The following is a 20,461-nucleotide window of genomic DNA, read 5'->3' on the forward strand; positions in this document are numbered from 1 at the left end:
CCAGCAGCTAGCGCGTCAGTCCTCGCCCAGATAGGCCTTGCGGACCGAGTCGTTCACCAGCAGGTCCTGCCCGGTGCCGGACAGCACGATCTTGCCGACCTCCAGTACGTACCCGTAGTCGGCGCGCTTCAGCGCCGCCTGCGCGTTCTGCTCGACCAGCAGGATCGTCGTACCCTGCGACTGCAGCTCGGTCACCGTCGACATGATCCGCTTCATCATGATCGGCGACAGCCCCATCGACGGCTCGTCCAGCATCAGCAGCTTCGGCCGGCTCATCATCGCCCGGCCCATCGCCAGCATCTGCTGCTCACCACCGGAGAACGTCCCGGCCGGCTGCTTGCGCCGCTCCCCCAGGATCGGGAACAGGTCGTACGCCGCCTGCAGGTCGGCGCGTACGCCGGCCGTGTCCTTGCGGGAGAACGCACCGAGGTGCAGGTTCTCCTCGACCGAGAGCCGCGGGAAGATCCGCCGCCCCTCGGGCGAATGCGCCAGGCCGCGGGTGACGATGTCATGCGCGGCCATCTGGTCAATCCGCTCGCCCTGGAACCAGATCTCGCCACCGATCGGCCGGAGCAGCCCGGAGATCGTCTTCAGCGTCGTCGTCTTGCCGGCGCCGTTGGTGCCGATCAGCGACACCACCTGCCCCTGCTCGACACTGAAGCTGATCTTCTTCACCGCAAGGATCTTGCCGTAGGCAACTTCCAGGTCACGCACTTCCAGCATGGCGGTCATGGCGTCTCCCCAGCAGCGGTGTCTTGCGGGCGGTCGTCATCGTCGTCCTCGCCGGTGCCGATGTACGCCTCGATCACCCGCGGGTCGGACTGCACCTCGGCCGGGGTGCCCTCGATCAGGGCCTGGCCCTGGACCAGGCAGAGCACCCGGTCGCAGAGGTTGAAGATGAACCGCATGTCGTGCTCGATCACCACCACCGACAGGCCGGCGTCCCGGATCTTGAAGATCAGGTCCATCGCCTGCCGGGTCTCCTGCGGGTTCATCCCGGCCGTCGGCTCGTCCAGCAGGATCAGCTTCGGGTCGGTGGCCAGCGCCCGGGCGATCTCCAGCCGGCGCTGGTCGCCGTACGGCATGTTCCGGGCCAGGTTCTCGGCGGACCGGCCGAGGCCGACGAAGTCGAGCAGCTCCTGCGCCCGCTTCCGGGTGGCCGCCTCCTCGTGCCGGAACTTCGGGCCGTGCAGCACCGAGGTGAGCGCGCCCGCGCTGGTCCGGCAGTACCGGCCGACCATCACGTTCTCCAGCGCGGTCATGTTCGCGAACAACCGGATGTTCTGGAACGTCCGCGCCATCCCGGCCCGGACCACCGCCCGCGGCTTCGGCGGCAGCGGCGCCAGCACGCCCGGCTCCGGCCGGGTCAGCCCCGGCGACTCGTTCAGCAACGGCACCTGCTCGGTCTTTGCCCCGAGCACCGACTGCCGCGACAGGAACCGGGTCTGTTCCTTCCGCCGTGGCGACGCGGCGAACCGGACCTGACCGCTGGTCGGCTTGTACAGCCCGGTCAGGCAGTTGAAGAAGGTCGTCTTGCCGGCGCCGTTCGGCCCGATCAGGCCGACGATCTCGCCTTCCCGTACGGTCAGGTCGACGCCGTTCACCGCGAGCAGACCACCGAACCGCATGGTCACGCCGGACGCTTCCAGTACCGGCTCGCCGATCGGCCGCTGGACGCGGTCCTGAGTTTCGGTCACCGTCATTTCGCCTCCCCGACAGCCAGCCGTTCCTCTTCGATCTCGACCGCCAGCGCCTCGTCCTCTTCGTGGAACTCCAGCTGCCGGCGTTTGCTCGCCACCAGACCCTCCGGCCGGAAGCGCATCATCAGTACCAGCAGCAGACCGAACAGCAGCAACCGGTACTCGGAGAAGAACCGCAGTTTCTCCGGCAGCAGCTTCAGGATCGTTGCACCGAGCAACACACCGGCGATGGTGCCCATGCCGCCGAGCACGATCGCGGCGAGCAGGAACGCCGACTCCAGGAAGATGTACTGGTCCGGGCTGACCGCGCCGTCCTGGTGCGCCTTGATGGTGCCGGCCAGACCGGCCAGGAAGGCACCGATCGCGAACGCGAGCAGCTTCAGCCCGAACACGTTCACGCCCATCGCCTCGGCGGCCTTCTCGTCCTCCCGGATCGCCACCCAGCCACGCCCGATCCGGCTGTCGTTCAGCCGGGAGAACGCGAGGACGACGCCGCCGACCAGGATCAGCAGCAGGAAGTAGTAGTTCGAGAACCGGCCGAGCTCGATGCCGGCGATGGTGTGCCCGGAACCGAAGTTGAAGCCGAACAGCTCCAGGTCCGGGATGCCGGGGATACCGTTCGGGCCGTTGGTCAGGTTCGGGCCGTTGTTGCCGTCCAGGTTGAACATCGAGAACCGGAAGATCTCACCGAAGCCGAGCGTCACGATGGCCAGGTAGTCACCCGACACCCGCAGCGTCGGCGAACCGATGATCAGGCCCAGTACCGCCGCCACGCAGGCGCCGAGCAGGACGACCAGCAGGAACGGCGGCTTCCAGCCGATGGTCGCGAACGCCGACGTCGACAAGGTCGCCGCCACGTACGCGCCCGAGCCCAGGAACGCGATGTACCCGAGGTCCAGCAGGCCGGCCAGGCCGACCACGATGTTCAGCCCGATCGCGGTCGCGCTGAAGACCAGCACCGAACCCGCGATCGACATGTTCGCGTCCGAACCGTTCTGGGTGAACGGGAACAGGAACGCCGCCACGAACGCGCCGAGCGTCAGCACCTTGCGATGCCGCTGCCCGACATGGCCGACGAACGTCATCGCCCCGGACCGGAACAACGCGGTCGCCGCCGTGGCGATGAACAGCAGGCACAGTACGAACGACCAGGCGTCCGACAGCCCCAGCGCGTACGCGGCCATGAACAGCAGCGCGGCCATCAGTACGCCGATGGTGAGGATCTCCATCCAGGCGGGCAGCCGCGCCTGGCTCATGTCACGCAGTTGCCGCAACGGCGACATCCAGCCGGACACCGCCAGCAGTACGGCGCCGACGGTCGTCACGTACCCACCTGGGTTGACGTTGATCAGACCATGCGCCTGCACCGTGATCGCGACCAGTACCAGGGCCATGTACAGGGCCAGACCGGTGCCCAGGGCCCGCAACCCGAGGGTCGCGTCCAGCCACGAGCCCAGCTTGGTCAGCGGACCCTTCTCGGCGAGCAACAGCACCAGGGACAGCAGCGCGATGATGATCGCGAGGATCTGCAGACCGCCTGGGTAGAAGTTGATCGAGAGGTCGTTCAGGATCTGCCCGTTGTAGCTCCAGGACAGGAACGAACCGGCGATCACGAGCGCCACGCCGGCCAGGCCCAGCGGCCAGGCGATCGGCTTGGCCGGCTTCGTCACCGGAGCCTCAGCTGCCGTTTCGGCAGTCTTCACGTCGCTCATGCCCGGTCCACCACCCTCGCGCCGAGCAGGCCCTGCGGCCTGAACACCAGAACCAGAATCAGAATGACGAACGCCCAGACGTCCTTCCAGGTGCTACCGCCGAACTGACCCGGGATGTACTGCGTGGCCATCGCCTCGACGACGCCGAGGACCAGACCACCGACGACCGCGCCGTAGATGTTGCCGATACCACCGAGGACCGCGGCGGTGAACGCCTTCAGACCGGCCAGGAAGCCCATCCGGAACTCGATGTTCGTGTTCTGCAGACCCTGCGACACACCGGCGATCGCGGCCAGTACCGCACCGAGCGCGAACGCGACCACGATGATCCGGTCGACGTTGATCCCCATCAGCCGGGCGGTGTCCGGGTCCTGCGAGACGGCCTGCATACCGCGGCCGATCCGGGTCCGGTTGATGAAGAACCAGAGCAGCACGGCACACACCGCGAGCGCGGCGACCGTGAAGATCGCGGACCGCTGGATCGTCACACCGCCGACCTGCAAGGCCTTCCCAGTCACCACGTCGATCTGCGGGAACGGGATCCGCAGCTTGGCGCTCGGCCACTCGACCTTGGTGATCAGCGCCTTGAAGATCACCCAGCCGAGCTCGGCGACCACGGCGCCACCAAGAGCGGCGGCGGCGACCGACCGCATCGGCAGCGTGGTGCGAGCGTTCTTGCGGACGGCCAGGCTTGTCAGCCAGCCGATTCCGGTACCGACCAGCGCACCGACCACGACCACGCCGATGATCAGCAGCGGGTTCAGCTCACGGTTGATCAGCCGCGCGACGATCCACAGCGCGACGGCGCCACCGGCACCACCGAGCAGCGGGCCACGGTCGTACCACTTGGAAATCGGGTGGTTCAGGTCGGTCCTGGCGACCAGCCGGCCGGCCAGGTAGCCGACGGCAACGGCCAGGCCGGCGAACACCACGACCGTCCAGGCGGGCTGCTCGTAGAACAGCCGGATGAACTCCTGCAGGAAAACGGAGATGCCGATCGCCGTGATCAGCGGTGCGAGCCGTGGCGCGTTCCGCAGGGGACGGTACGCGACACGTTCCATCAGCACCGCGGTGCCGACCGACGCGATCATCGCGCCGATGATCATCACCGGCAGGATCAAGATGCTGGTGTGACCGTTGAAGAACAACAGGTACGTCGACAACGCGCCGAACGCACCGATCATGAACACCTCGCCATGCGCGAAGTTGATCAGCTGCACAATGCCGTACACGACCGTGTATCCGACCGCGATCAGCGCGTACAGCGAGCCCAAGGTCAGCCCGTTGACGAGTTGCTGGATGAACTGGTCCACGTCGACCTCCCATCTGCCTCGGTTGTGACACGCCACGGGGGTGGGAGGATCGCTCCCACCCCCGAGACATGAGGTCGACTGCGGTTACTTGTCCTCGAACGCCTTGGTCTCGACGGTGGACCACTTGCCACCGGCAACCTTGTAGACGGTCAGCACCTTGGAGGTGGTGTCGCCGTACTGGTCGAAGGAGACCTTGCCGGTGACGCCCTCGAAGGAAACCTTGCTCATGGCATCGACCGTCGCCTGCCGGGCGGACTCGACGTCCTTGGCGTCCTTCAGCGAGGTCTTCAGCGCCTCGATGATCGCGTTCGCGGCGTCGAACGAGTAGCCGCCGTACGCGGCGTACGGCTCCTTGTAGTTCTGCGCGTTGTAGTCGGCAACGAACTTCTTCGCCGACGCCAGGGTGTCGACCGGAGCGCCGACCGAGGTGGCCAGGTCACCGTCGCTGGTCTTGCCGGCCAGGGTGATGTACTTCGGGTCGAAGATGCCGTCGCCGCCCATCAGCGGGACGTTCAGGCCGGCGGCCTTCATCTGCTGCGAGAGCGGACCGGCGTTCGGGTACTCACCGCCGTAGTAGACCGCCTGCGGGTTGGACGGCTTCACCGCGGAGATGACCGCCTGGTAGTTCGAGTCGTCCGGGTTGATCGTCTGCGCCGCGACGACCTGACCACCGAGCTTCTTGAACTCCTCGGTGAAGGTGCCGACCAGGCCCTGGCCGTACGCCTTCTTGTCGTGGATCGTGGCGACCTTGGTGATCTTCGCGGTCTCGTACAGGTAGCGGGCCGCGAACGGGCCCTGGACCGCGTCCGTGGTGCAGGTCCGGAAGTACGTCGGGTACGGCCGCTTCGGGTCGGTCTGCCAGTTCGCGCCCTGGGTCAGGCCCGGGCCGGTGTTCGCCGGCGAGACCTGGACGATGTTCTTCGGCGCGAGCACCGGCTGCACCTGCTGGCTGGTGCTGGTGTTCAGGGTGCCGACGACGCCGATCACGTTCGCGTCCGAGGCGAGCGCGGTGGCCGCGTTCTTACCCGGCTCGGTCTTCGCCTCGTCGTCCTTCGCGTCGACCTCGAGCTTCCAGCCCGGGATCGCGTTCGAGTCGTTTGCCTGCTTCACGGCGAGTTCGACGGAGTGCTGGATACCCAGACCCAGAGCCGACAAGTCTCCGGACAGCGGCGCGATGACGCCGATCTTCGCGGTCTTGGTCGAGCCTCCGGAGCCCCCGCCAGAGTCGTTGCCACTGCGTGAGCCGCAGGCAGTCAGGGCCAACGACGCAACGATCAGCGACGCGCCGACCCGTACTACGGAACGCTGGTGCACTGTTCCTCCCATGTCTGGATAGTCCCAGCGGAGCCGGGACCCTCGCGCATTGCCGCGAGCACCGGCAGGTTAGACCCGCCGGGAGGCACAAGCGAACAGCCCACAGGCTGTGTTGTGAGGTCGTTACCGCGGTAAGTATCGTCCGATCACCTGGTTACTGACGCGTTGACGAAAAGGTGACTCAGCGTCAGTACCCGGTGGTTTTCGGTGAGAATCGCCGATGGGAGCGCTTCCCTCGGGTACGGGTTGTCACGAACGTACGCCGCGGTTCACCCGAGCGTCACCGGACGACCGCGATCAGGCGTCGCCGGCCTCGTTCACGACCAGCTCCGCGACCTGGCGCATCGACACCCGCTTGTCCATCGCGGTCTTCTGAATCCAGCGGAACGAATCCGGCTCGGACAGCCCGAACTTGGTCTGCAGGATCGACTTCGCCCGGTCCACCAGCTTGCGGGTCTCCAGCCGCTCGGACAGGTCGGCGACCTCCCGCTCCAGCTCGGCCAGCTCCACGTACCGGGACGCGGCGATCTCGATCGCGGGCAGCAGGTCGGCCTTCGAGAACGGCTTCACCAGGTACGCCATCGCGCCCGCGTCCCGGGCCCGCTCGACCAGCTCCCGCTGCGAGAACGCGGTCAGCATCAGCACCGGCGCGATCCGCTCCCCCGCGATCTTCTCGGCCGCGCTCAACCCGTCCAGCTTCGGCATCTTCACGTCGAGAATGACCAGATCCGGCCGCTGCTCGATCGCCAGCCGAATCGCCTCCTCGCCGTCCCCCGCCTGCCCGACGACGTCATACCCCTCTTCCGCGAGCATCTCAGCCAGATCCATCCGAATCAAAGCCTCGTCCTCAGCGATCACCACACGCTTAGCAGTCACACCCGACACCTTATCGACCCACCATCACGACTTCGGCCCGACAAACCCATCCAGCACCACCACACCTTCCTTCCGGCTGACGGCGACCACGTTGGCACGCGGCTGCCGCCAACCAATCCCCAACAGATCGAGCGCATCCGTCAGTATCTTCCGAATGTCACCAGACTCGTTCGAGAACATGTACCGGACGTAGAAGTACCGCTTGCCACTCGGCTTGCTCGCCCAGTTCACGAACCGGCACCCGTCCGAGTGAAACAACCCACGCAGCAACTGCTCGGGGTACTTGGCAACAATCTCCCGCTGCCACCCCGTCAGTTCGATCTTCCGCAGATGCTTCCGCCCCGGCCCATGCTGAGGAAACACACAAGGCCAGTGCTTCCACCGCGCCTCGACCCGAACGGCCCCATTCCCGCCACGCAGGCATGGGCTCGCAGTCGGCTTCACCCGCTTGATCGTCTCCGCAATCTCCCGGTTGAGGTCCGAGTACCGCGCGTCGTTGATGATCTGCAGCGTGAACACACCCCGCCGCGCCCGCGCGATCGACCCGTCTCCCAAGTACCACCCCAGCAACAACGCGTACGCCGCCTCGTCCAACGGAGCCCCGTCGCACCTGGGACACGGCGTCGCCGCGTGCTGGCGAGTCCGCCCTTCTCGCAGATACCGGCGCCGCCACGTCCTGATCGTTCGCAGCGCGACGCCGTGGAGCTCAGCGTTGACGCGATCCGGCACACCTTGGCCGGACATCCGCAGCGCTGACTCGACCGTCTCCCGGGACCTGAAGTGAGCCATGAGACAGGCTTGCACTGTCCGCCGACAATTTGTGCCGAGTGTGGGATTCGAACCCACAAGCCCTTGCGGGCAATGGTGTTTGAGACCATCGCGTATGCCGTTCCGCCAACCCGGCGAGGTTGCAGGAGAACTCTAGCCGGTCGGTCGGCAGATCAATGCATCGACCCTCTCGGCCGCGGCGCTCCTCTTCCAATCCTCCCACAGACGTCGAGGTGGGCAACCCGGTTCCGGCTGCCCACCTCGTGCTGAAGCGTCTGCTTACGGGTTGGGACTGCGGTAGGCGGGGGCGATGCCTTCGATGGCGTCGCCCATGCGGTGGACTCGGAGGGCGTTGGTGGAGCCGGGGATGCTAGGTGGGGAGCCGGCGACGATTACCACCAGGTCGCCCTTTTGGACCTTGCCGAGTTCGAGCAGGCGCTGGTCGACCTGGCGGACCATTTCGTCGGTGTGGTCGACGGTGGGGACGATGTGGGTCTCGATGCCCCAGACGACGCTCAGCCAGGAGCTGACGGACGGGACGGGGGTAAAGGCGAGCAGCGGGACCTCGGTGCGGTACCGGGCGAGGCGCAGCGCGGTGTCACCGGACTGGGTGAACGCGATCAGGTACTTCGCCTCCAGCCGCTCCGCCACGTCGGCGGCCGCCCGGGCGATCACGCCGCCCTTGGTCTTCGGCTCCCACTCGATCTCCTGGACCCGGCCGAGACCGTGCTCCTCGGTGGATTCCACGATCCGCGCCATCGTCTTGACGGTCTCGATCGGGAACCGGCCGACGCTGGTCTCGCCGGACAGCATCACCGCGTCGGCACCGTCCAGGACCGCGTTCGCGACGTCGGACGCCTCGGCCCGGGTCGGTCGCGGCGCGGAGATCATCGACTCCAGCATCTGGGTGGCGACGATCACCGGCTTCGCGTTCAGCCGGGCCTGGTCGATGATCAGCTTCTGAACCAGCGGGACCTCCTCCAGCGGGAGCTCCACGCCGAGGTCGCCGCGGGCCACCATGAACCCGTCGAACGCCTCGATGATCTCGTCCAGGTTGGCGACCGCCTGCGGCTTCTCGATCTTGGCGACGACCGGGAGCCGCAGCCCCTCCTCGTCCATGATCTTGTGGACGAGCTGGATGTCCGCGGCGTCGCGGACGAACGACAGCGCGATCATGTCGGCCGGCAGGTGCAGCGCCCAGCGCAGGTCCTCGGCGTCCTTCTCGGACAGCGCCGGCACGCTGACCGACACGCCGGGGAGGTTGATGCCCTTGTGGTTGGACACCGGCCCACCGACGGTGACCCGGCAGATCACGTCGGTCTCGGTCACCTCCTCGGCGACCAGCCCGATCCGGCCGTCGTCGATCAGCAGCTGGTCGCCCGGCTTCACGTCTCCCGGCAGACCGTCGTACGTCGTACCGCAGATGGTCTGGTCACCCGGCACCTCCCGGGTGGTGATCGTGAAGCGCTCGCCGTAGGTCAGCGTTGCCTTGCCCTCGGCGAACTCCGCCAGCCGGATCTTCGGGCCTTGCAGGTCGACCAGGATGCCGACGTTCTTGCCGGTCTCCGCGGCGGCGGTCCGAATCCGCTGGTAGATGCGCTCGTGCTCGGCGTGGGCGCCGTGGCTCAGATTGAGCCTGGCGACATCCATGCCAGCTTGGACAAGTTCCATGATGCGCTCCGGGGCGGCCGTAGCCGGGCCGAGCGTACAAACGATCTTAGCGCGACGCACGTCACACAACCCTACTCCTGCAAACCACTGGTCCCGCTGGTCCGCCCCCCTTACCGGCGGGTGAACACTCGATGGCGCACCGCCGCGGGAGCCGAATCGTCAAGAGGACAAGGGGGTGTAGGCCCCGACGGTGACGTCGCCGGTGAGCTCGGCGGTGACGGTCTGCAGGCCGACCGGCTGACCTTTGAGGTACGTGATCAGGGTGACCTCACCCGGCCGGCGCAACGTGTAGCCGAGCGCGAACGCGTACGCCGCTCCCCCGGTCGTCCCGTTCGTGTACGTGGTGACCGGCCGCCCGTCCACCACCTTCGTCTCCGGACCCACCTGCCGGTGCAGGTGCCCGGACAGCAGCAGCGTCGCGCATCCGCGCTCGGCGGTGGCGGTGAACGACGCCGGGTCGTGTACGACCATGGTGGAGATCCGCTTGTCGTCCGGCTGCGAGCAGGCGATGTCGGCGAGCCGCTTGGACTGGTGGTCGACAGTCTCGTCACCGGGCTGATCGGCGCTGCCGAGCCCGGTCTTGGTCGGATCGCTGTCGCCGAGGAAGCGAATCCCGTCCACTTCGACCGGTTTACTGTCGAGTACGGTGAACCCGCTCTTCCGCATCGCGTCCTTCACGTGCCCGCCGGCGTCGTGATTGCCGGCCACCGCGACCACCTTGAAGTCCTTGAAGTGCTGGCGCAGCGAGTTGATGCTGAACAGTTCCCACTCCTGCCCGGACGACGTGTCGTCACCGGCGTCGATCAGCAGCTTCGCGCCGGCCGCCTTCGCCACCGCGGCCGCGAACGGGTCCATCCCGATGTTGTCGTGCCGGTCGTTGACCTGGATCGCGACGGTTTCGTCCTTGCTGGGCTGGTGGATCTGGCTGCTGACGCCGCCGACCTTGTCGGTCAGCTGACCGTAGAACCGGGTGGAGCGCTGGTACGTCTCGACCGCGGTCTTGATCACGCCGACGCCACCGGTGGTGGAGAACCCGGACGCCACCTCGACGCCCTGCAGCCGGGCGTCCAGGTCGAGCTCGGGCAGCAGCTTGGCGAGCGGGGTCCATTCGGTCGGCGGCGCCTCGATCCGGCGCATCCGGCCCGGCCCGAAGATGGACGCGATCGTGATCAGCATCGCGACCAGTACGACGATCGCCCGGTGCTCGACGCGCCGCTCGTGCCGGTGCACCAGATGCCACAGTTCGCGGCGGCGCCGGTACCCGATCATCGCCCACAAGGTCGCGACCACGACCGTGACCAGTAGCCCGGACCCGGCGCCGGCCAGCGCGTCGTCGACCGCCATCTCCTGAACGGCCTGCTGGATCCGCGCGATCTCGCCCTCCGGCTGGGCGGCGATCAGGGCGTCCCGGTTGATCAGGTCGGTGAGGTTCGCGGCGTTGGTTTCCTGGACGTCGATGTTGACGCCGAGCCCGAACGGGTCCGTGCTGGCCAGCCGCAGTCGCGGCAGTACCGCGCCGAGATCGACCGTCGCGTGCCCGTCGAACGTCGGCGAGACCGTCGCCGCGTGCGCGCCGATCGTGACCCGCTGCGAGTCGTTCACGAACGCGAGCAACCCGATCAGCACCGAGGTCGACACGAACACCAAGCTCAGCGCGACCCACGGGGCAATCGCCCTGAGTCGCGCCTTCGTCACCAGCCGCTTAACCACCGTTCCACCGTATTGGCCCGATCAACCGCACGCACCTCGCACCGCCGACGACTCCCGAGCCCCTCGCCCCATTTCGGTAGTTAACGTGCGAAGGTGCCCGTTCACGCCCCGCATGCGGGGTGTGAAGGGGCACCCGCAGAGGTTAACCACCGAAATGGCGCCGACGCGCAGGGCGCCGGGGGCCAGCGCGGGGCGGGTGGTGCGGGGCGGGGGCCGCCCCATCCCCGGCGCGGCGCGGGGGCCGTGCCGGGGTGGGTTAGACGGCTAGGGGGCGGGCGGTGGGTGGGATGGGGGTGGGGAGGGTGGACGAGCCGGTGAGCAGGGTGTCCACGCCGTTCGCGCAGGAACGGCCTTCGGCGATGGCCCAGACGATCAAGGACTGGCCACGGCCGGCGTCGCCGCAGGCGAAGACACCCTCGACCGAGGTCTGGTACTGCTTGTCCCGCCGTACGTTGCCGCGCTCGTCCAGCTCGACGCCGAGCTGTTCGAGGAAACCCTCGCGCTCGGGGCCGACGAAGCCCATCGCCAGCAGCACGAGCTGCGCCGGAATGGTCCGCTCGCTGCCCTCGACCGGGTTGAACTTGCCGTCCTTGAACTCGACCTCGACCAGGTTCAGCCCGGCAACGTTGCCGTCGGCATCGGCCTCGAAGTTCACCGTCGAGACCGCGTACACCCGCTCGCCGCCCTCTTCGTGCGCGGACGCGACCCGGTAGATCATCGGGTACGTCGGCCACGGCTGGCTGCCCGGACGGTCGTCTCCCGGCCGCGGCATGATCTCCAGCTGGGTCACCGACCGGGCGCCCTGCCGGTGCGCGGTACCGAGGCAGTCGGCGCCGGTGTCGCCGCCGCCGATGATCACCACGTCTTTGCCAGTGGCAACGATCTGGTCCTCGACCGTCCGGCCGAGCGCGGTCCGGTTCGCCTGCGGCAGGTACTCCATCGCCTGATGGATTCCGCCGTACTCGCGACCAGGTACCGGAAGATCACGCGCCGCCGTCGAGCCGGTCGCGATCACCACCGCGTCGTACCGCTGCTTCAGCTGGGTACCGGTCACGTCCACGCCGACGTTGACGCCGGAGCGGAAGACGGTGCCCTCCTCCTTCATCTGCTGAATCCGGCGGTCGACCTGTTCCTTCTCCATCTTGAACTCGGGGATGCCGTAGCGCAGCAGACCGCCCGGGGCGTCGGCACGCTCGTACACCGCGACGGTGTGACCCGCGCGGGTCAGCTGCTGCGCGGCGGCCAGGCCGGCCGGGCCGGAGCCGACGACGGCGATCGTCTTACCGGTCAGCCATTCCGGCGGCTGCGGCTTGACGTCACCGGTCTCCCAGGCCTTGTCGATGATCGCGACCTCGACGTTCTTGATCGTCACCGGGTCCTGGTTGATCCCGAGTACGCAGGAGGTCTCGCACGGCGCCGGGCAGAGCCGGCCGGTGAACTCCGGGAAGTTGTTGGTCGCGTGCAACCGCTCGATCGCGCTCGACCAGTCGTCCCGCCAGACCAGGTCGTTCCACTCCGGGATCAGGTTGCCCAGCGGGCAGCCGTTGTGGCAGAACGGGATGCCGCAGTCCATACAGCGCCCGGCCTGCTTGGTGATGATCGGCAGCAGCGCCTTGCCCGGCCCGCCGGGGTACACCTCTTTCCAGTCCTGGACGCGCTCCGCGACCGGCCGCCGGTCGGCGACCTCCCGGCCGGTGGTCAGGAATCCCTTCGGGTCAGCCATCAGATGGCCTCCATCATCGCTCGCGTGGTGGCGTCCTCGTCCAGCCCGTCGCGCTCGGCGGCCGCCTTGGCCGCCAGCACCCGGGCGTAGTCGCGGGGCATCACCGTGGTGAACCTGGCGGCAGCGGCGGGCCAGTCGGCGAGCAGCTTGGCGGCCCGTTCCGATCCGGTCTCCTCGAAGTGCCTGCGGACCAGGTCGTGCAGCAGTTCGGACTCGTCGGTGGTGACCGCGTGCAGGTCCACCAGCTCCGGGTTGACCAGCGCCGGGTCCAGGTCGATCACGTGGGCCACGCCGCCCGACATGCCGGCCGCGAAGTTCCGGCCGACGGCGCCGAGTACGACGACCCGCCCACCGGTCATGTACTCGCACGCGTGGTCGCCGACGGCTTCGACGACCGCGGTCGCGCCCGAGTTGCGTACGCAGAACCGCTGCCCCGCGCCGCCGGAGATGAACAGTTCGCCGGACGTGGCGCCGTACGCGATCACGTTGCCGGCGATGATCTGGTCGGCCGCGTCGAACCGGGCGTGCCGGTCCGGACGGATCACCACCCGCCCACCGGACAGGCCCTTGCCGACGTAGTCGTTGGCGTCGCCCTCGAGCCGGAGCGTGACTCCGCGCGGTACGAAGGCGGCGAACGAGTTACCGGCCGACCCGGTGAAGGTCAGGTCGATGGTGCCGTCGGCCAGGCCGGCCGCGCGGTACCGCTTGGTGATCTCGTGGCCGAGCATGGTGCCGACGGTCCGGTTCACGTTCCGGATCGCGAGCTGCGCCCGGACCGGTTCGCCGTTCTCCAGCGCGGGCGCGCAGATCCGGATCAGTTCGTTGTCCAGCGCCTTGTCCAGGCCGTGGTTCTGCTCGACGGTCTGGTGCCGGGAAGCGCCCGCGGGCAGCGCCGGTACGTGCAGGATCGGCGTCAGGTCGAGACCGTCGGCCTTCCAGTGGTCGACCGCGCGCCCGACGTCCAGTACCTCGGCGTGCCCGATCGCCTCGTCCAGGGTCCGGAAGCCCAGCTCGGCCAGGTACTCGCGGACCTCCTCGGCGATGAACTCGAAGAAGTTCACCACGAACTCCGGCTTCCCGCTGAACCGCTCGCGGAGCACCGGGTTCTGGGTGGCGACGCCGACCGGGCAGGTGTCCAGGTGGCAGACCCGCATCATGATGCAGCCCGACACCACCAGCGGAGCGCTCGCGAAACCGTACTCCTCGGCGCCGAGCAGCGCGGCGATGACGACGTCCCGGCCGGTCTTCAGCTGACCGTCGGTCTGGACGACGATCCGGTCCCGCAATCCGTTCAGGAGCAGGGTTTGCTGGGTTTCGGCCAGGCCAAGCTCCCACGGACCGCCGGCGTGCTTCAGCGAGGTCAGCGGCGCCGCGCCGGTACCGCCGTCGTGACCGGAGATCAGGACGACGTCCGCGTGCGCCTTGGAGACACCGGCGGCGATCGTCCCGACCCCGACCTCCGACACCAGCTTCACGTGGATGCGGGCGGCGGGGTTGGCGTTCTTCAGATCGTGGATCAGCTGCGCCAGGTCCTCGATCGAGTAGATGTCGTGGTGCGGCGGCGGCGAGATCAGGCCGACGCCGGGCGTCGAGTGCCGGGTGCTCGCCACCCACGGGTACACCTTCGGGCCGGGCAACTGCCCGCCCTCGCCGGGCTTCGCGCCCTGCGCCATCTTGATCTGGATGTCGTCCGAGTTCGTCAGGTACTCGGCGGTGACGCCGAAGCGGCCGGACGCGACCTGCTTGATCGAGCTGCGCCGGGCCGGGTCGTACAGCCGCTCGGCGTCCTCGCCACCCTCACCGGTGTTCGACTTGCCGCCGAGCTGGTTCATCGCGATCGCCAGCGTGGTGTGCGCCTCGGCGCTGATCGAGCCGTAGCTCATCGCGCCGGTGGAGAACCGCTTCACGATCGCGCTGACCGGCTCGACCTCGTCGATCGAAATCGGTGCCCGGTCACTGTTGAAACCGAACAACCCGCGCAGCGTCATCAGCCGCTCGGACTGCTCGTCCACCTTCGCCGTGTACTGCTTGAAGATGTCGTACCGCCCGGTGCGGGTGCTGTGCTGCAGCCGGAACACCGTGTCCGGGTCGAACAGATGCGGCTCACCCTCGCGGCGCCACTGGTACTCGCCGCCGATCTCCAGCTTGCGGTGCGCCGGCAAGATGCCATCGGCCGGGTACGCGCGCAGGTGCCGCCGGCGAACCTCCTCGGCGAGCGTGTCCAGCCCGATCCCGCCGAGCTTCGACGCCGTACCGGTGAAGTAGCGATCGACCAGCTCCGGGGCCAGCCCGTTCGCCTCGAAGATCTGGGCACCCGTGTACGACGCGACCGTCGACACACCCATCTTCGACATCACCTTGAGGACGCCCTTGCCGAGCGACTTCACCACGTTGCGTACGGCCTGCTCCGGCTCGACGCCCGGCAGGTACGTGCCCTGGCGGCACAGATCCTCGACCGATTCCAGCGCCAGGTACGGGTTGATGGCGGCCGCGCCGTACCCCATCAGCAAAGCGACATGGTGCACTTCGCGGACATCTCCGGCTTCGACCACCAGGCCGACCTGCGTACGCGTCTTCTCGCGGACCAGGTGGTGGTGGATCGCGGAAGTCAGCAGCAGCGACGGGATCGGCGCGTGATCGGCGTTCGAGTGCCGGTCGGACAGCACCAGGATGCGGGCGCCGTCATTGATCGCGGCGCTCGCCTCGGCGCACAGCTCGTCGAGCCGTGCCTTCAGCGCATCGCCGCCGCCCTCGACGTCGTACACGCCGCGCAGGACCGTGGTGGCCAGGCCGGGCATGTCACCGTCGAGGTTGATGTGCCGCAGCTTGGCGAGCTCGTCGTTGGTGATCACCGGGAACGGGATCACCACCTGGCGGCAGGACGCCGGGCTCGGGTTCAGCAGGTTCGACTCGGGGCCGAGGCTGGACGACAGCGAGGTCACCAGCTCCTCGCGGATCGCGTCCAGCGGCGGGTTCGTGACCTGGGCGAACAGCTGCGCGAAGTAGTCGAACAGCAGTCGCGGGCGGTCGCTCAGGACGGCGATCGGCGTGTCCGTACCCATCGAGCCGATCGGCTCCGCGCCGGCCTTTGCCATCGGCGTCAGGATGACCCGAAGCTCCTCCTCCGTGTACCCGAAGACCTGCTGCCGGCGGGTCACCGACGCGTGGCTGTGCACCACGTGCTCCCGCTCGTGCAGGTCCTCGAAACGGATCAGGCCGCCGTGCAGCCATTCGTCGTACGGGTGCTCGCCGGCGAGGGCGTTCTTCACCTCGGCATCGGTGATGATCCGGTGCGCGCCGGTGTCGACCAGGAAGATCCGGCCCGGCTCCAGGCGGCCCTTCTCGGTCACGGTCGCCGGGTCGATGTCGAGTACGCCGGCCTCGGACGCGAGTACGACCAGGCCATCGTCGGTGACCCAGTAGCGCGACGGGCGCAGGCCGTTGCGGTCCAGTACCGCGCCGACCTTCGTACCGTCGGAGAACACGACCGACGCCGGGCCGTCCCACGGCTCCATCAGCGTCGAGTGGAACTCGTAGAACGCGCGCCGCTTCGCATCCATGGTGGCGGCGTTCTCCCACGCCTCCGGGATCATCATCAGCATCGCGTGCGGCAGCGAACGGCCACCGAGGTGCAGCAACTCCAGCACCTCGTCGAACGACGCCGAGTCCGAAGCACCCGGCGTACAGATCGGGTAGAGCTGCTCCAGATCACCTGGGATCACGTCACTGGCCAGCAGCGCCTCGCGGGCACGCATCCAGTTCCGGTTGCCCTGGACGGTGTTGATCTCGCCGTTGTGCGCGATGTACCGGTACGGGTGCGCGAGCGGCCAGGACGGGAAGGTGTTCGTCGAGAACCGGCTGTGTACGACACCGATCGCCGAAGCGAGATCCGGGTCGGTCAGCTCCGGGAAGAACTTGTCCAGCTGGTCGGTGGTCAGCATCCCCTTGTAGGTGATGGTCCGGCTGGACAGCGACGGGAAGTACGTCGCGGTCTCCTTCTCGGCGCGCTTCCGCAGCCGGAAGGCCATCCGCTCCAGGGCCAGGCCGAGTACCCGGCCCGACTTCGCGGCCACGAACAGCTGCTTGAAGGTCGGCATCACCGAACGGGCGGTCGCGCCGAGCAGCTCCGGCGTGGTCGGGATGTCCCGCCAGCCGACCACCGACAGCTGCTCCTCGGCGGCGAGCTCCTCGATCCGCTTCGTCGCCTTCGCGGCGTCGTCCGCGTCGGCCGGGAGGAACGCGATACCGGTCGCGTAGCTGTGCGGCCCGGGCAGCTCGAACTCGCACACCTTGCGGTAGTACGCGTCCGGTACCTGGATCAGAATGCCGGCACCGTCACCGGAGTCCGGCTCGGCACCGGACGCACCACGATGCTCGAGATTCCGCAGGGCGGTCAAAGCTTTGGCCACGATGTCGTGGCTCGGTTCACCGGTCAGGGTCGCGACGAAAGCCACACCGCACGCATCGTGCTCATGCTTTCCGTCGTACAGACCCTCGCTCGGGAATGGCGGGCTACCAAACATTCAGGAGCTCCCGTCGTCCTACGGTCAAAAACAACTGGCCGCGGGACAACACTGGCCCAAGCCGGGTACCCCGAGACTACCTCATGACGCCCGCCAGCTGGACTTCCTGTCCACCGCGCAACGCCCTGCTAACTCTAGGTAAGCAAGCGCTCACTACCCGCCCCATCCTCCCAGCCCACCCGACGCCCGAACCACCCAAACCACCAGAAATTCACTTGCCGAGCCCGTGGAGCTACCCGTTCGTCGGTACGTGGCGGCTTCGGTGGGAGCGGGTGAAGATGGGGGCTACCTGACTAGTGGAGGACCTGATGGGGCTGAGTGACTATCCGCGGTACCCGCTGCTGTTCGGACCGAGTCCCGTGCATCCGTTGGAGCGGTTGTCGGCTTATCTGGGTGGGGCGAAGATCTGGGCCAAGCGGGAGGACTGCAACTCGGGGCTGGCGTACGGCGGGAACAAGACTCGGAAGTTGGAGTACCTGATACCGGACGCGCTCGCGCGAGGGGCCGACACGTTGGTTTCGATTGGTGGGTATCAGTCGAATCACACGCGTCAGGTCGCCGCGGTCGCCGCCAAAGTGGGGATGAAGGCGGTGCTGGTTCAGGAGAACTGGGTGAACTGGCCGGATGCGCTCAACGACCGGGTCGGGAACATCATGCTCAGCCGGATCATGGGTGCCGAGGTGCGGCTCGATCCGGCCGGGTTCGGGATCGGGTTCAAGGACAGCTGGAAGCAGGCGCTCGCGGATGTCGAAGCGCGTGGCGGCTCCCCGTACGCGATCCCGGCCGGCGCCTCGGACCACAAGCTCGGCGGGCTCGGGTTCGCCAACTGGGCGGACGAGGTCGAGCAGCAGGAACGCGAACTCGGGATCTTCTTCGACACCATCGTGGTCTGCTCCGTCACCGGCTCCACCCACGCCGGGATGATCGCCGGGTTCGCCGGGCAGGACCGCCCGCGCTGGGTGATCGGCATCGACGCCAGCGCCAAGCTCCAGGAGACCCGCGACCAGGTCGAACGGATCGCCCGCGCCACCGCCGCCCTGATCGGCCTCGACCGCGACCTCCGCCCCGACGAAATCACCGTGCTGGCGGGCTGGGCAGGCGACGAGTACGGCGTACCCGTCCAATCCACCTTGGACGCGATCCACCTCACCGGCGCCCTCGAAGGCATGATCATCGACCCGGTGTACGAAGGGAAATCGATGGCCGGCCTGATCGACCTGATCCGCACCGGCGACATCCCCAAGGACTCCACCGTCCTGTACGCCCACCTCGGCGGCCAACCCGCCCTGAACGCCTACAGCAGCCTGTTCACCCAGAGTCAGCCGATGCCTGGGCCGACGAGGGTCCGACGAAGTAGGTGAGGGCGGCGGCTGCGGCGCCGAGGAGGAGCTGGCGGAGGCCTGAGTACCACCAGGAGCGGGAGGTGACTCGGGAGACGACGGCGCCGCAGACGAAGAGGGCCGTCAGGGAGAGGATGAGGGACGGGAGGACGTTCTCGGCGCCGAGCAGGTACGGGGCGAGCGGGATGAAGGCGCCGACGGCGAAGCAGATGAACGACGAGGCGGCGGCGACTACCGGGTTCGGGAGGTCGGTGGGGTCGATGCCGAGTTCTTCGCGGACGTGTTCTTCGAGGGCCTGGTCGGGGTCGGCGTGGAACTGCTTGGCGACCTTGCCGGCGAGATCCGGGTCCAGGCCTTTCGCGCGGTACGTTTCGGCGAGCTCGATCTCTTCGTCGAGGGGGTGTTTGTCGATCTCGCCGCGTTCGACCTCGATCTCGGCGTGGGCGAGTTCGCGCTGGGAGGCGACCGAGGTGTACTCGCCGGCGGCCATCGAGAACGCGCCGGCGGCGAGACCGGCCAGGCCCGCCAGCACGATGAACTTCGAGCCGGAGCTGGTGCCGCCGTCCATGCCGGCGATCAGGGCGAAGTTGGAGACCAGTCCGTCCATCGCCCCGAACACCGCCGGCCGAAGCCAGCCGCCGGTCACATCACGGTGAGTGTGATCCCCATGATGCTCCGCCGACACCTCCGGGAATTCAGTCACGCGACCCATTCGCCGGCGACGCCTCGGCGGCCGGTTCTCCAGCCGGATCTGCCGAGGCGGAGGGGGTTGGGCCGGGGCCGTCGGCTGTGGTGGGTGTCGAGTCGCCCGAGCTCGCGTCGGCGGCAGCTGTCCCGGCGGACCGCGCGTCGGCGGTGGTGGGGTCGCCGTCTGTTGGGTGGGGGGCGTCTGGGGTGGGGGTTGTGTCTGGGGTGGGTTTGCCGGCCGCGGGGCCGGTGGTGAGGTTTTCCTGGCCGGGGTGTTTGCGGGCGCTGAGGATGAAGGCGGCTACCGCGAGGACGAACAGGATGAGGGCCGTCCACACGTTCAGTCGGAGGCCGAAGATGTGGTTGACGGTGTCGATGCGGAGGTTCTCGATCCAGGCGCGGCCGGCCGTGTAACCGGCTACGTACAGGAAGAACGCGCGGCCGTGGCCGAGTTTGAAGCGGCGGTCGGCGAGGAGTACCAGGGCTACGACGCCCAGGTTCCAGACGGCTTCGTACAGGAAGGTCGGCTGGAAGGTGGCGAAGTTCGCGTACCCGTCGGGGCGGTGCTCCGGCGAGATCTCCAGGCCCCACGGCTTCGTGGTCGGACGCCCGAAGAGTTCCTGGTTGAAGTAGTTGCCGAACCGCCCGAAGATCTGCGCCAGCGCGATCCCGGGCGCGATCGCGTCCGCGACCGCGAGGAACGGCACCTTGGCGCGCCGGCAGGCGATCCACGCGCCGAGCGCGCCGAACCCGACCGCGCCCCAGATGCCCAGCCCGCCGTGCCAGATCTTCAGCGCGTCGATCGGGTGCCGGCCGTCGCCGAAGTACAGCTCGTTGTCGGTGATGACGTGGTAGATCCGCGCCCCGACCAGCCCGAACGGGATCGCCCAGAACATGATGTCGGCGAGTACCGGCGCGGACCCGCCGCGCGCGATCCAGCGGCGCCGGCCGAGCCAGTACCCGGCGAAGATACCGGCCAGAATGCACAGCGCGTACGCGCGGATCGGCAGGCCGAGGACGTGCCAGACACCCTGGCTTGGGCTGGGAATGAACTCCGGAACCATCACGGCAGCAATCAAACTAGACATGGCAAGGGGGAACGCTACCCGCCCCGGCTGGGCACT

General features: G+C 68.0%; 14 protein-coding genes and 1 tRNA gene. 1 reads left to right on the top strand and 14 read right to left on the bottom strand.

All coding sequences use genetic code 11. The features are described from left to right. Nucleotides 1–15: 15 nt before the first annotated feature. The 12 genes from HDA44_RS10900 to gltB all read right to left on the bottom strand — a co-directional run bounded on the left by HDA44_RS10900 (nt 16) and on the right by gltB (nt 17,310). The gene (locus HDA44_RS10900) at nt 16–732 is read right to left on the bottom strand and encodes an ABC transporter ATP-binding protein (RefSeq protein WP_184833471.1); all 717 of its coding nucleotides are present in this window, start codon (nt 730–732) and stop codon (nt 16–18) included. Next, a complete protein-coding gene (locus HDA44_RS10905; RefSeq protein ID WP_184833473.1) occupies nt 729–1,703 on the bottom strand; it encodes an ABC transporter ATP-binding protein in 975 nt (324 codons plus the stop codon). The genes HDA44_RS10900 and HDA44_RS10905 overlap by 4 nt, the downstream gene beginning before the upstream one ends. Continuing rightward, nucleotides 1,700–3,412 carry a branched-chain amino acid ABC transporter permease gene (locus HDA44_RS10910; protein ID WP_184833475.1) on the bottom strand — a complete coding sequence of 571 codons (1,713 nt, stop codon included), beginning with the start codon at nt 3,410–3,412 and terminating at the stop codon, nt 1,700–1,702. Before HDA44_RS10910 ends, HDA44_RS10905 begins: the two co-directional genes overlap by 4 nt. Then, on the bottom strand, nt 3,409–4,725 hold the full coding sequence (locus HDA44_RS39080) for a branched-chain amino acid ABC transporter permease (protein WP_337905836.1): 1,317 nt from the start codon (nt 4,723–4,725) through the stop codon (nt 3,409–3,411). Before HDA44_RS39080 ends, HDA44_RS10910 begins: the two co-directional genes overlap by 4 nt. Nucleotides 4,726–4,809: 84 nt before the next feature. After that, nucleotides 4,810–6,051: a branched-chain amino acid ABC transporter substrate-binding protein gene (locus HDA44_RS10925; protein WP_202887300.1), complete on the bottom strand. Its 1,242-nt coding sequence runs from the start codon at nt 6,049–6,051 to the stop codon at nt 4,810–4,812. Between the two features lie 285 nt (nt 6,052–6,336). Then, on the bottom strand, nt 6,337–6,924 hold the full coding sequence (locus tag HDA44_RS10930) for an ANTAR domain-containing response regulator (RefSeq protein WP_184833477.1): 588 nt from the start codon (nt 6,922–6,924) through the stop codon (nt 6,337–6,339). Between the two features lie 15 nt (nt 6,925–6,939). Further along, nucleotides 6,940–7,704: a transcriptional regulator gene (locus HDA44_RS10935; protein ID WP_184833479.1), complete on the bottom strand. Its 765-nt coding sequence runs from the start codon at nt 7,702–7,704 to the stop codon at nt 6,940–6,942. A gap of 32 nt (nt 7,705–7,736) precedes the next feature. Continuing rightward, nucleotides 7,737–7,819 (bottom strand) — tRNA-Leu (locus tag HDA44_RS10940). Between the two features lie 143 nt (nt 7,820–7,962). Then, nucleotides 7,963–9,414 (bottom strand): pyruvate kinase, encoded by a 1,452-nt coding sequence (gene pyk, locus HDA44_RS10945; RefSeq protein ID WP_184833481.1) that lies wholly within the window; start codon nt 9,412–9,414, stop codon nt 7,963–7,965. 99 nt (nt 9,415–9,513) lie between these two features. Continuing rightward, complete coding sequence (locus HDA44_RS10950) at nt 9,514–11,064, bottom strand: metallophosphoesterase family protein (RefSeq protein ID WP_337905839.1); 1,551 nt, start codon at nt 11,062–11,064, stop codon at nt 9,514–9,516. A gap of 256 nt (nt 11,065–11,320) precedes the next feature. Next, nucleotides 11,321–12,787, bottom strand: a complete 1,467-nt coding sequence (locus HDA44_RS10955) for a glutamate synthase subunit beta (RefSeq protein WP_184833483.1) — start codon at nt 12,785–12,787, stop codon at nt 11,321–11,323. Then, nucleotides 12,787–17,310 (bottom strand): glutamate synthase large subunit, encoded by a 4,524-nt coding sequence (gene gltB, locus HDA44_RS10960; RefSeq protein ID WP_184833485.1) that lies wholly within the window; start codon nt 17,308–17,310, stop codon nt 12,787–12,789. The genes HDA44_RS10955 and gltB overlap by 1 nt, the downstream gene beginning before the upstream one ends. A gap of 308 nt (nt 17,311–17,618) precedes the next feature. Between gltB and HDA44_RS10965 the strand changes: the two genes are divergently transcribed. Next, nucleotides 17,619–18,671 (top strand): 1-aminocyclopropane-1-carboxylate deaminase, encoded by a 1,053-nt coding sequence (locus HDA44_RS10965; RefSeq protein WP_184833487.1) that lies wholly within the window; start codon nt 17,619–17,621, stop codon nt 18,669–18,671. On the opposite strand, the gene HDA44_RS10970 is transcribed toward HDA44_RS10965, so the two are convergent. Further along, nucleotides 18,619–19,353, bottom strand: coding sequence for a VIT1/CCC1 transporter family protein (locus tag HDA44_RS10970; RefSeq protein WP_337905840.1), 735 nt, complete (start codon nt 19,351–19,353; stop codon nt 18,619–18,621). The two genes, HDA44_RS10965 and HDA44_RS10970, sit on opposite strands and share 53 nt — an antisense overlap. After that, nucleotides 19,346–20,425, bottom strand: coding sequence for a prolipoprotein diacylglyceryl transferase (gene lgt / locus HDA44_RS10975; protein WP_202887303.1), 1,080 nt, complete (start codon nt 20,423–20,425; stop codon nt 19,346–19,348). Before lgt ends, HDA44_RS10970 begins: the two co-directional genes overlap by 8 nt. Between the last annotated feature and the right edge of the window lie 36 nt (nt 20,426–20,461).

The sequence above is a fragment of the Kribbella solani genome (genome assembly GCF_014205295.1).
Classification (GTDB): domain Bacteria; phylum Actinomycetota; class Actinomycetes; order Propionibacteriales; family Kribbellaceae; genus Kribbella; species Kribbella solani.